The following is a 13,778-nucleotide window of genomic DNA, read 5'->3' as shown; positions in this document are numbered from 1 at the left end:
CGTGCTTCAGCTCAGCGCTTTGGGCTTGTACGCGCAGTAGCCGGGGCGCGGGCCGACCTTCGGATGGTTGCGGCAGGTGTCCGGGCGCTTGTCGTAGATGGTGCACAGGCGCGTCTTGCGGTCCAGGTACAGGCAGTCGTTGTTGCTCATGCGAATCAGGGTGAAGATCCCCGACTTCTGGTTGAAACGCTCGACGATGCCCTCTTTCTGCAGGCGCTTGGCGATATTCTTCGGCGGATCGCCGCGCTCGAAGTCGTCGACCACGCCGATGCGGATCAGGTCGCCGATGCGCACCTCGACCGGCAGCGTGCAGCAGCTGGACATGCAGCTGTGGCACATGTCGCTGGTGTATTTGGCCCAGGTGTCCAGGCGGTCGAGTTCGGCGGCGGCGATCAGGTTGTTCTTCATGGGGCTACGGGCGCGTAATGGCTGGGCGGCGGGCGATGATAGCGGCCTTGGCGGATTTGTGAACCAACATCTGCCGGCTGGTCGGTTTTCCTTGCCGGTGGCCAGTGCGGTTTGGCTGCTGCAGGGGCTGTCTGTCTGCGTGCCTTGCCGCGAACGCTTGGAGTCGCTCTTGCGTTGGCGTTGGCTGTTTTCGCAATTGCTGAGCGCCCCGAATACCGGCTTGTGCGCTCCACCCATCCCGGGGCGGAGGCGCTGCGGCCTGTAAAGGGTTAAACTGCGCACGATTTCTTTCCTTCCCGGAGCCATCCATGTCCCGCGTTACCCTGAGCCGCTATCTGATCGAACAGACCCGCAGCCATAACACTCCCGCCGATCTGCGTTTCCTTATCGAAGTGGTGGCACGGGCCTGCAAGGCCATCAGCCATCAGGTGTCCAAGGGTGCCCTGGGTGGCGTGCTCGGCAGCATGGAAACCGAGAACGTGCAGGGCGAAGTGCAGAAGAAGCTCGATGTGCTGTCCAACGAGATCCTCCTGGAGGCCAACGAGTGGGGCGGTCACCTGGCCGGCATGGCCTCGGAAGAAATGGACAACGCCTACCAGATTCCCGGGCGCTACCCGAAAGGCGCCTACCTGCTGGTATTCGACCCGCTGGACGGCTCTTCCAACATCGACGTCAACGTCTCGGTCGGCACCATCTTCTCGGTATTGCGCTGCCCCGACCGTAATGGCGAATGCGGTGATCTCGGCGAGGAGGCCTTCCTCCAGCCCGGTACCGAGCAAGTCGCCGCCGGTTATGCGATCTACGGCCCGCAGACCATGCTGCTGCTGACCCTGGGCAATGGCGTCAAGGGTTTCACCCTGGACCGCGAGCTGGGCAGCTTCGTCCTGACCCACGACGACATCCGGGTGCCGGAAACCACCCAGGAATTCGCCATCAACATGTCCAACCAGCGCCACTGGGAAGCACCGGTGCAGCGTTATGTCGGCGAGTTGCTGGCCGGCGAGACCGGGCCGCTGGAAAAGAACTACAACATGCGCTGGATCGCCTCCATGGTTGCCGACGTGCACCGCATCCTCACCCGGGGCGGTCTGTTCATGTACCCGCGCGACAGCCGCGAGCCGGAAAAACCGGGCAAGCTGCGCTTGATGTACGAAGCCAATCCGATGTCCTTCATCATCGAACAGGCGGGAGGCGCTGCGACCAATGGCAGCCAGCGCATTCTCGATATCCAGCCAACCTCCCTGCACCAGCGTGTGGCGGTCTTTCTTGGCTCCAAGGAAGAAGTCGAGCGCGTGACCGCCTACCACCAGGAGTGAGCCATGAACAAACCGTGGCAGCCCTTGCTCGACTGGTGGTTCGGTAGCGGGACAACGGCTGCCGAGGTGGCTGCGGCGCGTTCCGCGCTGTGGTTTGGCAAGCAGGACAGCCAGGATGCCGAGGCGCGTGAGCGCTTTGGCGGGCTGGTGGCGCAGGCGCTGGCCGGCGAGCTGGATGCCTGGACGGATTCGCCGCACGGCTGGCTGGCGCTGATCCTGCTGCTGGACCAGTTGCCGCGGATGATTTTTCGCGACAGCCCGCGGGCCTTCGCCGGTGACGAGCGAGCCCGGCAACTGGTGCTCGCCGGGCTGGACGAGGAACGGGAAGAGGCGCTGACGCCGCTGCAGCGGGTGTTCATTTACCTGGTGCTGGAGCACGCCGAGGATCTGCTCCTGCAGGACGAGGCGGTGCGCCGCTTCACCCGCCTGTTGTCCGTCGCCGCGGACAGCGAAAAACCCCTGTTTGCCAATTACCTGGACTACGCCGAGCGGCATCGCCAGGTGATTGCCCGGTTCGCGCGCTTTCCCCATCGCAATGCCGCGCTTGGTCGGCCCTCGACCGCGCAAGAGTTGGCCTTCCTGCAGGAACCCGGCTCGCGTTTCTGACGTCCAATCGGGCAACTGCTGCTAGTTTGTTCCCCCTTTCAATTCTGGAGCCCGCGCCATGTCGTTGCGCTATTTCGCCGTGCTGTTGTGTTGTCTGCTGCTGGCTGCCTGCAGCAAGGTCAATCAGGACAATTATTCCAAGCTCAGGGCCGGGATGAGCAAGCCAGAGGTCGAACAGTTGCTCGGCGCGCCCAGCGAGTGCGCGGGCGCCTTGGGCATCACCAGCTGCACCTGGGGCGACGAGCAGAGTTTCATCAGCGTGCAGTACGCCGGCGACCAGGTGGTGATGTTCTCGGGCAAGGGTCTGAAGTAAGGAGTGGCAATGCGTGTATTTGCGGGGCTGTTAGCCGTTGCAGTGCTGGCAGGTTGCGCCAACTCCGGTACCGGGGTAGTGCCGCCGACAACCGTCGACCAGGTCGATCTGCAGCGTTATCAGGGCACCTGGTACGAGCTGGCGCGACTGCCGATGTTCTTCCAGCGAAACTGCGCGCAATCCGAGGCGCGTTATGATCTGCAGGACGATAGCCGTGTCGAGGTGACCAATCGTTGTCGCACCCTCGAGGGTGAGTGGCAGGAGGCCAAGGGGCAGGCCGTGCCGCAGCTGGCGGGCAAGACTGACAAGCTGTGGGTGCGCTTCGATAACTGGTTCAGCCGCCTGCTGCCGGGCGTCGCCAAGGGCGAGTATTGGGTGCTTTATTTGGATGACGATTACCAGACTGCGCTGGTCGGCCACCCGAACCGCGACTACCTGTGGTTGCTGGCGCGTACCCCGCACGTAGCGCCGGCCCTGCTCGACAAGTTGCTGGAAGTCGCGCGTGGCCAAGGCTACGACACCGATGCGCTGATCTGGCGCACGCCAGACGACAAACTGCCCCCTCCCTGAAATATGCCCCGCCAGGGCAATGCCGTTCACTTAAACCCAAAGAGCGTTTTTTAGCCCGGATGCAATCCGGGGGAAGTCTGGCGCCTGAAAAGCCGCTCCCGGATTGCGCTGGCGCTTATCTGGGCTACGGGGTTGGCGTGTGCGCGGACCAACGTCGCTGCCAGGTTGCTGATGCGGTTAACCGAGCAGTTCGCGCAGCACCCGGGCGAAGGCCTGGGCGCTTTCCAGCTCTCCGGCATGCTGGCGGTCACGCACCACCCAGCGCCCGCCGACCATGACATCGCGGATCTGTCGCTCGCTGCCGGCGAACAGCCAGCGGCCCAGCAGGGCATCGTCGCTGGCCGTGGCGATGTAAGGGTCGTCGCCATCGAGCACCAGCCAGTCGGCGCGCTTGCCGAGCGCCAGCACCCCCACCGACTGGCCGAGCGCCTGGGCGCCGCCGCTCAGGGCCGCGTCGTACAGGCTGCGGCCGATCAGCGGCTGATCGCTGCGGTAGAGCCGGTTGCGGCGCTGGTCGCGCAGGCGTTGGCCGTATTCCAGCCAGCGCAGCTCTTCGGCCATGTTGACCGAGACGTGGCTGTCCGAACCGATGCCCAGGCGCCCGCCCTGGGCGAGGAAATCCACCGCCGGGAAGATGCCGTCACCGAGGTTGGCCTCGGTACTCGGGCACAGCCCGGCTACGGCGCCACTGCGCGCCATCAGGCTGACTTCGTCGGCCTGCGCATGGGTGGCGTGCACCAGGCACCAGCGTTGATCCACCGGCGCGTGCTCGTACAGCCATTGCAGGGGGCGGCGGCCGCTCCAGGCCAGGCAGTCGTCGACTTCCTTCTGCTGTTCGGCGATATGGATATGGATCGGGCTGTCGCTGTCGGCGGCGGCTAGCACCGTCTCGATCTGTTGCGGGGTGACCGCGCGCAGCGAATGAAAACACAGGCCCAGGCGCTGCGCCGGGCGCTGTTCGAGCAGTGGCTGCAGGCGCTGCTGCAGGGCCAGGTAGCTGTCGCTGCTGTGAATGAAGCGACGCTGCCCCTGATTTGCCGGCTGACCGCCGAAGCCGGAATGGCTGTAGAGCACCGGCAGCAGGGTCAGGCCGATGCCGGCATCCAGGGCGGCCTGGCTGATGCGCAGGGCCAGTTCGGCCGGATCGGCATAGGCCTGGCCCTGCGGGTCATGGTGCACATAGTGGAATTCGGCGACCGAGGTGTAGCCGGCCTTGAGCATCTCGATATACAGCTGGCGGGCGATGACCTCGATCTGTTCGGGGCTGAGCTGGCCGACCAGGCGGTACATCAGTTCGCGCCAGGTCCAGAAGCTGTCGTTGGGGTTGCCGGCCACTTCGGCGAGGCCGGCCATGGCGCGCTGGAAGGCGTGCGAATGCAGGTTGGGCATGCCCGGCAGCAGCGGGCCGCGCAGGCGCTCGGCGCCGGCGTCCGAGCCGTCGACGCTGATGCTTTCCAGGCTGCCGGAGGCGCTGACTTCCAGGCGGACGTTGTGTGCCCAGCCGTGGGCGAGCAGGGCGCGGGGGGCGAAGAATGCGGGCATAATGCGTATCCAGCTGCTGGTATTTATTTGTATATACATATACAGGTGTTTGTGGCGCGGGTAAACTGCCGGTCAGGCGACAAGGGGAAATACATGACAAAAGCATTCTCGAAGCCATCCGCGCTTGCCGCTCAGCTCAGTGAGGCGCCGGCGCCGCTATATGCCCAGGTCAAGCAGATGATCGTCCAGCAGATCCACAGTGGCGCCTGGCCGGCGCATCACCGGGTGCCCTCGGAAAGCGAGCTGGTGGAGCAGCTGGGCTTCAGCCGCATGACCATCAACCGCGCCCTGCGCGAGCTGACCAATGACGGTCTGCTGCTGCGCATGCAGGGGGTGGGCACCTTCGTCGCCGAGCCCAAGGGCCGTTCGGCGCTGTTCGCGGTGAACAACATTGCCGACGAGATCGCTGCCCGCGGTCATCGGCATCAGAGCAAGCTGATTCGCCTGGGCGAGGAGTTGGCCAACCCGGAGCGGGCCATGGCGCTGGATCTGCGCGAAGGGCAGAAGGTCTTCCATTCGTTGATCGTGCATTACGAGAACGAGGTGCCGGTGCAGCTCGAGGACCGCTACGTCAATGCGGCGGTGGCGCCGGATTACCTCAAGCAGGACTTCACCCAGCTGACCCCCTATGCCTACCTGTCGCGGGTCGCGCCGCTGACCGAGGGCGAGCATGTGGTCGAGGCGATCCTCGCCGATGCCGAAGAATGCCGCCTGTTGCAGATCGAGCGCGGCGAGCCCTGCCTGCTGATCCGCCGGCGCACCTGGTCGGGGTCGCAGGCCGTGACCTCGGCGCGCCTGCTGCATCCCGGCTCGCGCCATCGTCTGGAGGGGCGTTTCAGCTCATGAGGCGGATACAGATCCTGCGCGCGGCCGACTACCCGCGCATGCCGTGGAAGAACGGCGCGGGCAGTACCCTGGAAATCGCCCGTGACCAAGGCGAAGGCCTGGACGGCTTCGGCTGGCGCCTGTCGATCGCCGATATCGGCGAGTCGGGTGGCTTCTCCGCGTTCACCGGCTACCAGCGCATCATCGGCGTGCTGGAAGGCGACGGCATGCAGTTGCAGGTCGACGGCGCGCTCTCGCGGCCCTTGTTGCCGTTCGATCCCTTCGCCTTTTCCGGCAACAGTCGAGTCGAGTGCCAGCTGCTCGGTGGCGCCATTCGCGATTTCAATCTGATCTATGCGCCGCAGCGCTATGCGGCGCGCCTGCAGTGGCTGGCCCTGGAGCGGCCGCAGCGGCTGTTCAGTTCGGCGCCTGTCGTGCTGGTGTTCAGCGCCGCGCAGGCGCTCGAAGTGCGCCTCGATGAGGGCGGCGCTGCACGCCTGGAGCGTTACGACTGCCTGCGCATCGAGCGGGACGCCGAGCTGGCCGAGCTGCAGTTGCGGGGTGCGGATGCCGGCCACTGTTGCCTGATCGAACTGACCCCGCGCTAAATTCCTCTGTCCAGGTCATGCGCTCGCCGCTCTTCCGATCGGCCGGCCGTGCTCGCTGCCGTTCCAGCCTGTGGCCCGCTTGCCAGCATCGATGGCTGGGCTGGGTGCGCGCAATGGCTGCAACGGGCCTGGAACTATCCTTACAGAATGCAATGGGTCTGCTGTCGATGGGACGGTGATATTCTTGCTTGATCTTACCTGTATATACATGTTTAGATCTGCGCATGCCCAGCCGTAGCGCGTAACAATAGCCAGGCTGACGGCGATCTTTCCCTGGAGGATTTCTTGTGAGCAACCCGACCCGTTTTCGCGACATCGAAATCCGCGCCCCGCGCGGCAATCAGTTGACCGCCAAGAGCTGGCTGACCGAAGCGCCGCTGCGCATGCTGATGAACAACCTCGACCCGGAAGTGGCCGAGAACCCCAAGGAGTTGGTGGTGTATGGCGGCATCGGCCGCGCCGCGCGCAATTGGGAGTGCTACGACAAGATCGTCGAGTGCCTGACCAAGCTGAACGACGACGAGACCCTGCTGGTGCAATCCGGCAAGCCGGTCGGCGTGTTCAGGACCCACGGCAACGCGCCGCGGGTGCTGATCGCCAACTCCAATCTGGTGCCGCACTGGGCGACCTGGGAGCACTTTAACGAACTGGATGCCAAGGGCCTGGCCATGTACGGCCAGATGACCGCCGGCAGCTGGATCTACATCGGCAGCCAGGGCATCGTCCAGGGCACCTATGAAACCTTCGTCGAGGCTGGCCGTCAGCATTACGCCGGCGACCTCAAGGGCCGCTGGGTACTGACCGCCGGCCTCGGCGGCATGGGTGGCGCGCAGCCCCTGGCCGCGACCCTGGCCGGCGCCTGCTCGCTGAACATCGAGTGCCAGCAGAGCCGCATCGACTTTCGCCTGAAGACCCGCTACGTCGACGAGCAGGCCAAGGATCTGGACGACGCCCTGGCGCGCCTCGAGAAATATTGCGCCGAGGGCAAGGCGATCTCCATCGCCCTGTGCGGCAACGCCGCCGAGATCCTCCCCGAACTGGTGCGCCGTGGCGTGCGCCCGGACCTGGTCACCGACCAGACCAGCGCCCACGACCCGCTCAACGGCTACCTGCCGATCGGCTGGAGCTGGGACGAGTACCGCGAGCGCGCCCAGAGCGAGCCGGCGGCGGTGGTCAAGGCGGCCAAGCAGTCGATGGCCGTGCACGTGCGCGCCATGCTCGATTTCCAGCAGCTCGGCGTGCCGACCTTCGACTACGGCAACAACATCCGCCAGATGGCGCTGGAGGAGGGCGTGAGCAACGCCTTCGACTTCCCCGGCTTCGTCCCGGCCTATATCCGTCCGCTGTTCTGCCGCGGCATCGGCCCGTTCCGCTGGGCCGCCTTGTCCGGCGATCCGCAGGACATCTACAAGACCGACGCCAAGGTCAAAGAGCTGATCGCGGACGACGCCCATCTGCACCACTGGCTGGACATGGCCCGTGAGCGCATCGCCTTCCAGGGCCTGCCGGCGCGGATCTGCTGGGTCGGCCTGGGCCAGCGCGCCAAGCTCGGCCTGGCGTTCAACGAGATGGTGCGCAGTGGCGAATTGAGCGCGCCGATCGTGATCGGCCGCGATCACCTGGACTCCGGCTCGGTGGCCAGCCCCAACCGCGAGACTGAGGCGATGGCCGACGGTTCCGATGCGGTGTCCGACTGGCCGCTGCTCAACGCCCTGCTGAACACCGCCAGCGGCGCCACCTGGGTCTCGCTGCACCACGGCGGCGGGGTCGGCATGGGCTTCTCCCAGCATTCCGGGATGGTCGTGGTCTGCGACGGCACGGATGAGGCCGCCGCGCGCATCGCCAATGTATTGAACAACGATCCGGCCACCGGGGTGATGCGTCACGCCGACGCCGGTTACCAGATCGCCATCGATTGCGCCCACGAGCAGGGCCTCAACCTGCCGATGATTAAAGGACTCTGAACATGAACACCTTGAATATTCTGCCCGGCCAACTGAGCCTGGCCCAACTGCGCCAGGTCCACCAGGGCGCAGTGAGCGTCAGCCTGGACGAGAGCGCCGCCGCGGCCATCGAGGCCAGCGTCGCCTGCGTCGAGCAGATCCTCGCCGAGAACCGCACCGCCTACGGCATCAACACCGGTTTCGGCCTGCTGGCTTCGACCCGCATTGCCAGTGGGGATCTGCAGAACCTGCAGCGCTCGCTGGTGCTGTCGCACGCGGCCGGCGTCGGCCAGCCGCTCGACGATGGCCTGGTGCGCCTGATCATGCTGCTCAAGATCAACAGCCTGGCCCGCGGCTTCTCCGGCATCCGCCGCAAGGTGATCGATGCGCTGCTCGCCCTGCTCAACGCCGAGGTCTACCCGCACATCCCGCTCAAGGGTTCGGTCGGCGCCTCCGGCGACCTGGCACCGCTGGCGCACATGTCGCTGGTGCTGCTCGGCGAGGGCCAGGCGCGCTATCGCGGCGAGTGGCTGCCGGCGCGCGAGGCGCTGGCGATCGCCGGCCTCGAACCGCTGACCCTGGCGGCCAAGGAAGGCCTGGCGCTGCTCAACGGCACCCAGGTGTCCACCGCCTATGCCCTGCGCGGCCTGTTCGCCGCCGAGGATCTGTACGCCGCGGCGCTGGTCTGCGGCAGCCTCAGTGTCGAGGCCATGCTCGGCTCGCGCTCGCCCTTCGACGCACGCATCCATGCCGCCCGTGGCCAGCGCGGGCAGATCGATGCAGCGGCCGCCTACCGCGACCTGCTCACCGCCAGCAGCGAGATTTCCCGCTCCCATGAAAAGTGCGACAAGGTGCAGGATCCCTACTCGCTGCGTTGCCAGCCCCAGGTGATGGGCGCCTGCCTCACCCAGATGCGCCATGTCGCCGAGGTGCTGCGGGTCGAGGCCAACGCGGTATCGGACAACCCGCTGGTGTTCGCCGCCGAGGGCGACGTGATCTCCGGCGGCAACTTCCACGCCGAGCCGGTGGCCATGGCCGCCGACAACCTGGCCCTGGCCATCGCCGAGATCGGCGCGCTCTCCGAACGGCGCATCTCGCTGATGATGGACAAGCACATGTCGCAGTTGCCGCCGTTCCTGGTGGCCAATGGCGGGGTCAACTCCGGCTTCATGATCGCCCAGGTCACCGCTGCCGCCCTGGCCAGCGAGAACAAGGCGCTGGCCCATCCGCACAGCGTCGACAGCCTGCCGACCTCGGCCAACCAGGAAGACCACGTATCCATGGCGCCGGCCGCCGGCAAGCGCCTGTGGGAGATGGCCGACAACGTGCGCGGCATCCTCGCCGTCGAGTGGCTGGGCGCCTGCCAGGGCCTGGACTTTCGCGAAGGGCGCAAGACCTCGGCGAAACTGGAGCAGGCCCGCGCCGCCCTGCGCGAGCGGGTTGCCCACTATGAGCAGGATCGCTTCTTCGCCCCGGATATCGAGGCGGCCAGCGAGTTGCTGGCTTCGCGCTGTCTGAGTGCGCTGCTGCCGGCGCAGTTGCTGCCGTCGCAGGGCTGAGAAACGGAGGAGGAACAGCCCTTATGCAATCTCTCTGGTTCAACTGCCACGCCGCGACCATGGCCGGCGGGCGTTACTCGATCATCGAGGACGCCGCGCTGGTCACCGAGGGCGCGCACATCGCCTGGATCGGCCCGCGGGCCGAGCTGCCCGCCGGCGACTACGCCGAGCGGCATGATCTCGAGGGCGCCTGGCTGACCCCCGGGTTGATCGACTGCCACACCCACCTGGTGTTCGGCGGCGATCGCAGCGGCGAGTTCGAACAGCGCCTCGAGGGCGTCAGCTATGCCGAGATCGCAGCAAACGGCGGCGGCATCGCCAGCACCGTGCGCGCCACCCGCGAGGCCAGTGAGGGCGAGTTGCTGAGCGGCGCGCTGCAGCGTGCGCGGCAGCTGCTGCGCGAGGGTGTCACCACCCTGGAGGTGAAGTCCGGTTATGGCCTGGACCTGGCCAGCGAGCGCAAGATGCTGCGGGTGATCCGCCTCCTCGGCGACATGCTGCCGCTGACCGTGCGTGCCACCTGCCTGGCCGCCCATGCCGTGCCGCCGGAGTTTGCGGGCCGCGCCGACGCCTATATCGAGCGGGTCTGCCGCGAGATCCTGCCGGAGCTGGCGGCCGAGGGACTGGTGGATGCGGTGGACGCCTTCTGCGAACACCTAGGCTTCTCCCCGGCCCAGGTCGAGCGGGTGTTCGTCGCCGCGCAGGCGCTGGGCTTGCCGGTCAAGCTGCACGCCGAGCAACTGTCTTCACTGCACGGTTCCAGCCTGGCGGCGCGCTACCAGGCGTTGTCGGCCGATCATCTGGAGTACATGACCGAGGACGACGTCATCGCCATGGCGGCGGCCGGCAGCGTGGCGGTGCTGTTGCCGGGGGCCTTCTACCTGCTGCGCGAAACCCGCTTGCCGCCGATCGAGCTGCTGCGCCGGCACGGCGTGGCCATGGCGGTTGCCAGCGATCTCAATCCCGGCACCTCGCCGGCGCTGTCGCTGCGCCTGATGCTCAACATGGCCTGCACCTCGTTCCGCCTGACCCCCGAAGAAGCCCTGGCCGGGGTCACCCTGAACGCCGCCAAGGCCTTGGGTCTGGCGGCCAGTCGCGGTAGCCTTGAAGTGGGCAAGCTCGCCGATTTCGTCGCCTGGCAGATCCGGCGACCGGCGGAGCTGGCCTATTGGTTGGGCGGCGATTTGCCCAAACGGGTGATTCGCCATGCACGGGAGGTCGACCATGGATAACGTATTGAGTTTCAAGCGCGGCAGCACGCCGCTGCTGATCAGCATGCCGCATCCCGGCATCCTGCTGACGCCTGCAGTGGAGGCGGGCCTGGTCGAGGAGGCGAAGCGCCTCGGCGATACCGACTGGCATATCCCGCGGCTCTATGACTTTGCCGATGAACTGGGCGCCAGCACCCTGGAGGCCTGCTACTCGCGCTATGTCATCGACCTCAACCGCCCGCAGGATGACGCGCCGCTCTACGCCAGCGCCACCACCGGCCTGTTCCCGGCGACCCTGTTCACCGGCGAGCCGCTGTACCGCGCCGGCTGCGAGCCGTCCCGCGAGGAACGGGCGCGCTATCTCGCCGAGATCTGGCAGCCCTACCACCAGACCCTGGCCGCCGAACTGGCGCGGCTCAAGGCCGAGTTCGGCTATGCGCTGCTGTTCGATGCGCACTCGATCCGCTCCTGCGTGCCGCACCTGTTCGACGGCCTGCTGCCGGACTTCAACCTGGGCACCAACGCCGGCGCCAGTTGCGACCCGCAACTGAGCGAGCGCCTGCTGGCGGTCTGCGCCGCCGCCCGGGACTACAGCCATGTGCTCAACGGGCGCTTCAAGGGCGGACACATCACCCGTCACTACGGCCAACCGCAGGCCCAGGTGCATGCCGTGCAGCTGGAGCTGGCGCAGTGCACCTACATGGAGGAGCAGGTGCCCTTCGACTATCGCGCAGACCTCGCCGAGCCCACCCAGGAGGTGCTGCGCGACCTGCTGCAGGCGATGCTGGAGTGGGGCCGCGAACGCTACGGGCGTTAGCGGGCGCAGTGACTCCCTCGCGGGCCGGCGGCGCCTCACCCATTTGGGTGGCTGTGCCGTTCGAGCGGCCTGGATACTCTTCTATGCTTGCCCTCTGGCAATACTAATAAGAAGGAGCATCCATGAGCCCGACCTTGAAAACCCTGACCGCTGCCGTCCTGCTCGCCGTCCTGCTCGCCGTCCTGCCCGCCGCGACGCAGGCCATGCCCTATTCGCAATTGGTGATCTTCGGCGACTCGCTGAGCGACAGCGGGCAATTTCCCGACCTTGGCAGCCCCTTGCTGGGCGGCAATCCGACTGGTGGCTTGCGCTTCACCAACCGCACCGGCCCCAGCTACCTGAGCAACAACACCGAGTACTTCGATGCCGTCGCCACCCAGCGTCTGGCGTCGTTGCTCGGCCTGCAGGCATTGCCCTCGACGCCCATTCTGCCGCAGATACTAACTGGCAACGCCGATGGCACTAACTATGCGGTGGGGGGCTACCGCACCGACCAGATCTTGAATTCGATTACGGCGGTCAATGGTTCGGTGGTGGATGCCGGTGGCGGCACCATTCGGACCCGTAACGGTTATCTGGTGGATGTGCCGCGAGTCGATCCCGATGCCTTGTTCTATGTCAACGGCGGCGGCAACGACGTGCTGCAGTTCGTGGTCACCGATCAGGCCAGCGCCGCCGCGGCGGCGGCCGACCTGGTGGCGGGGGTCGCCGCCCTGCAGCAGGCCGGCGCGCGCACCATCATCGTCTCGGACCTGCCGGACGTCGGCCTGACGCCCGCCGGCTTCGCCTCGGGCTTTCGCGATGCCTGGTCGAGCGCCGCGGGCCTGCTCAATGCCGAGCTGGGCAGCCAGCTTGCGGCCCTGGGCGGCAATGTCATCCGCCTGAATTTCCGCGGCCTACTGGCCGAGGTGCAGGGCGACCTGGCGACCTACGGTTTCGATCCGCTGGTGAGCCAGACCGATGTCTGCTTCAGCGGCAGCGGTTGCCTGGCCGATCCGACCTGGGGTCTCGGCGGGCTCACGCCGAACCCGGCCCGCCTGATGTTCAACGACGGCGTGCACCCCACCGCCGCGGTGCAGCAGATCAGCGCCGACTACATCTATTCGATTCTCGGCGCACCCTGGGAAGTGTCCCTGTTGCCGGAAATGGCCATGGCCAGCCTCAACGGTCACCAGCAGCAACTGCGCAGCGAATGGCAGGCCGACCGTGGTGCCTGGCAAGCCGTCGGCCAGTGGCGCAGCTTCGTCGCTGCCAGCGGTCAGCGCCAGCAGTTCGAGCGCGGCGAGGCGGTGGCCAGCGGCGACAGCGATGGCCTGGGCGTGAATCTGGGCAGCAGCTACCGGCTGAGCGAGCAGTGGCGCCTGGGCCTGGCCCTGGGCCTGCAGCAGCAGACCCTCGAAGTGGGTGAGGCCGACTCCGAGTACGACCTGCGCAGCTACCTGCTTAGCGCCTTCGCCCAGTATCAGCAGGGTCGTCTGTGGGCGGACGCCAGCTTCAGTCTCGGTCATCTGGATTACAGCGACCTCAATCGCCAGTTCGCCCTGGGCATCGCCCAGCGCAGCGAGAAAGGCGACAGCGATGGCCAGCTCTGGGCCCTGTCCGGGCGCCTGGGCTATGACCTGGCCAATGCCGACACGGGCTGGCGGGTCAGTCCGTTCATCAGCGCTGACTATGCCAAGGTGGAGGTGGATGCTTATCGCGAGGACGGCTCCAGTTCGACGGCGCTCAACTACGACGATCAGCAGCGCGACAGCACGCGGCTGGGTCTGGGTCTGCAAGCCAATTACCAGCTATCCGCGGCGACCCAGGTATTTGCCGAGATCGCCCGCGAGCTGGAGTTCGAGGACGATAGCCGCGACCTGCGCCTGGGCCTCAATGCGGTAGCCGGCAACAGCTTCGAGCTGCAGGGGCATACGCCAGCCAGTGGCCAGACCCTCGCCGGGCTGGGCATCAGCCATGCCCTGGCCGAGGAGCTGCAGCTGCGCGCGGCCTATCACTTGCGCGGCACCGACGACCGTCAGCATGGCCTGAACCTGTCCCTCAGCTGGGACTGGTAAGGC

13 protein-coding genes are annotated in these 13,778 nt (G+C 66.5%); 11 read left to right on the top strand and 2 right to left on the bottom strand.

Features of this window, described 5'->3' with window-relative positions; all coding sequences use genetic code 11:
- Window positions 1-6 precede the first annotated feature (6 nt).
- Window positions 7-408 carry a YkgJ family cysteine cluster protein gene (locus BM315_RS11915; RefSeq protein ID WP_090501182.1) on the bottom strand — a complete coding sequence of 134 codons (402 nt, stop codon included), beginning with the start codon at window positions 406-408 and terminating at the stop codon, window positions 7-9.
- A gap of 308 nt (window positions 409-716) precedes the next feature.
- Between BM315_RS11915 and BM315_RS11910 the strand changes: the two genes are divergently transcribed.
- The 4 genes from BM315_RS11910 to BM315_RS11895 are packed head-to-tail and all read left to right on the top strand — an operon-like array spanning window position 717 to window position 3,213.
- Complete coding sequence (locus BM315_RS11910) at window positions 717-1,724, top strand: class 1 fructose-bisphosphatase (protein WP_090501180.1); 1,008 nt, start codon at window positions 717-719, stop codon at window positions 1,722-1,724.
- A gap of 3 nt (window positions 1,725-1,727) precedes the next feature.
- Window positions 1,728-2,330 carry a DUF924 family protein gene (locus BM315_RS11905; RefSeq protein WP_090501178.1) on the top strand — a complete coding sequence of 201 codons (603 nt, stop codon included), beginning with the start codon at window positions 1,728-1,730 and terminating at the stop codon, window positions 2,328-2,330.
- Between the two features lie 58 nt (window positions 2,331-2,388).
- On the top strand, window positions 2,389-2,643 hold the full coding sequence (locus BM315_RS11900) for a hypothetical protein (RefSeq protein WP_090501174.1): 255 nt from the start codon (window positions 2,389-2,391) through the stop codon (window positions 2,641-2,643).
- Window positions 2,644-2,652: 9 nt separating this feature from the next.
- On the top strand, window positions 2,653-3,213 hold the full coding sequence (locus BM315_RS11895) for a lipocalin family protein (protein ID WP_090501172.1): 561 nt from the start codon (window positions 2,653-2,655) through the stop codon (window positions 3,211-3,213).
- A gap of 177 nt (window positions 3,214-3,390) precedes the next feature.
- Here BM315_RS11895 and BM315_RS11890 read toward each other — a convergent pair whose 3' ends face one another.
- On the bottom strand, window positions 3,391-4,755 hold the full coding sequence (locus tag BM315_RS11890; protein ID WP_090501171.1) for a formimidoylglutamate deiminase: 1,365 nt from the start codon (window positions 4,753-4,755) through the stop codon (window positions 3,391-3,393).
- A 93-nt stretch (window positions 4,756-4,848) separates the two neighbouring features.
- Between BM315_RS11890 and hutC the strand changes: the two genes are divergently transcribed.
- The 7 genes from hutC to BM315_RS11855 all read left to right on the top strand — a co-directional run bounded on the left by hutC (window position 4,849) and on the right by BM315_RS11855 (window position 13,775).
- Window positions 4,849-5,601, top strand: coding sequence for a histidine utilization transcriptional repressor HutC (hutC, locus tag BM315_RS11885; protein ID WP_090501167.1), 753 nt, complete (start codon window positions 4,849-4,851; stop codon window positions 5,599-5,601).
- The gene (locus BM315_RS11880; RefSeq protein ID WP_090501165.1) at window positions 5,598-6,188 is read left to right on the top strand and encodes a HutD/Ves family protein; all 591 of its coding nucleotides are present in this window, start codon (window positions 5,598-5,600) and stop codon (window positions 6,186-6,188) included. The genes hutC and BM315_RS11880 overlap by 4 nt, the downstream gene beginning before the upstream one ends.
- Window positions 6,189-6,475: 287 nt before the next feature.
- Window positions 6,476-8,152 carry a urocanate hydratase gene (gene hutU / locus BM315_RS11875; RefSeq protein ID WP_090501163.1) on the top strand — a complete coding sequence of 559 codons (1,677 nt, stop codon included), beginning with the start codon at window positions 6,476-6,478 and terminating at the stop codon, window positions 8,150-8,152.
- A 2-nt stretch (window positions 8,153-8,154) separates the two neighbouring features.
- Window positions 8,155-9,690, top strand: coding sequence for a histidine ammonia-lyase (gene hutH / locus BM315_RS11870; RefSeq protein ID WP_090501161.1), 1,536 nt, complete (start codon window positions 8,155-8,157; stop codon window positions 9,688-9,690).
- Window positions 9,691-9,713: 23 nt separating this feature from the next.
- Complete coding sequence (hutI, locus tag BM315_RS11865; RefSeq protein WP_090501159.1) at window positions 9,714-10,922, top strand: imidazolonepropionase; 1,209 nt, start codon at window positions 9,714-9,716, stop codon at window positions 10,920-10,922.
- Window positions 10,915-11,718, top strand: a complete 804-nt coding sequence (gene hutG / locus BM315_RS11860) for an N-formylglutamate deformylase (RefSeq protein ID WP_090501157.1) — start codon at window positions 10,915-10,917, stop codon at window positions 11,716-11,718. The genes hutI and hutG overlap by 8 nt, the downstream gene beginning before the upstream one ends.
- A 122-nt stretch (window positions 11,719-11,840) precedes the next feature.
- Window positions 11,841-13,775: an autotransporter domain-containing SGNH/GDSL hydrolase family protein gene (locus BM315_RS11855; RefSeq protein WP_090501155.1), complete on the top strand. Its 1,935-nt coding sequence runs from the start codon at window positions 11,841-11,843 to the stop codon at window positions 13,773-13,775.
- Window positions 13,776-13,778: the final 3 nt, after the last annotated feature.

This window comes from Pseudomonas borbori, from assembly GCF_900115555.1.
In the GTDB taxonomy this organism is placed as follows: domain Bacteria; phylum Pseudomonadota; class Gammaproteobacteria; order Pseudomonadales; family Pseudomonadaceae; genus Aquipseudomonas; species Aquipseudomonas borbori.
The sequence above is the reverse complement of the archived record's forward strand: the minus strand, read 5'-3'. Positions and strand labels throughout refer to the sequence as shown.

What these genes read in the sequence shown, in the direction of transcription:
- BM315_RS11910 (WP_090501180.1), top strand. Translation starts at nt 717, where the DNA reads ATGTCCCGCGTTACCCTGAGCCGCTATCTGATCGAACAGACCCGCAGC.
- BM315_RS11905 (WP_090501178.1), top strand. Translation starts at nt 1,728, where the DNA reads ATGAACAAACCGTGGCAGCCCTTGCTCGACTGGTGGTTCGGTAGCGGG.
- BM315_RS11900 (WP_090501174.1), top strand. Translation starts at nt 2,389, where the DNA reads ATGTCGTTGCGCTATTTCGCCGTGCTGTTGTGTTGTCTGCTGCTGGCT.
- hutH (WP_090501161.1), top strand. Translation starts at nt 8,155, where the DNA reads ATGAACACCTTGAATATTCTGCCCGGCCAACTGAGCCTGGCCCAACTG.
- BM315_RS11890 (WP_090501171.1), bottom strand. Translation starts at nt 4,755, where the DNA reads ATGCCCGCATTCTTCGCCCCCCGCGCCCTGCTCGCCCACGGCTGGGCA.
- BM315_RS11895 (WP_090501172.1), top strand. Translation starts at nt 2,653, where the DNA reads ATGCGTGTATTTGCGGGGCTGTTAGCCGTTGCAGTGCTGGCAGGTTGC.
- BM315_RS11915 (WP_090501182.1), bottom strand. Translation starts at nt 408, where the DNA reads ATGAAGAACAACCTGATCGCCGCCGCCGAACTCGACCGCCTGGACACC.
- hutI (WP_090501159.1), top strand. Translation starts at nt 9,714, where the DNA reads ATGCAATCTCTCTGGTTCAACTGCCACGCCGCGACCATGGCCGGCGGG.
- hutC (WP_090501167.1), top strand. Translation starts at nt 4,849, where the DNA reads ATGACAAAAGCATTCTCGAAGCCATCCGCGCTTGCCGCTCAGCTCAGT.
- BM315_RS11880 (WP_090501165.1), top strand. Translation starts at nt 5,598, where the DNA reads ATGAGGCGGATACAGATCCTGCGCGCGGCCGACTACCCGCGCATGCCG.
- hutG (WP_090501157.1), top strand. Translation starts at nt 10,915, where the DNA reads ATGGATAACGTATTGAGTTTCAAGCGCGGCAGCACGCCGCTGCTGATC.
- BM315_RS11855 (WP_090501155.1), top strand. Translation starts at nt 11,841, where the DNA reads ATGAGCCCGACCTTGAAAACCCTGACCGCTGCCGTCCTGCTCGCCGTC.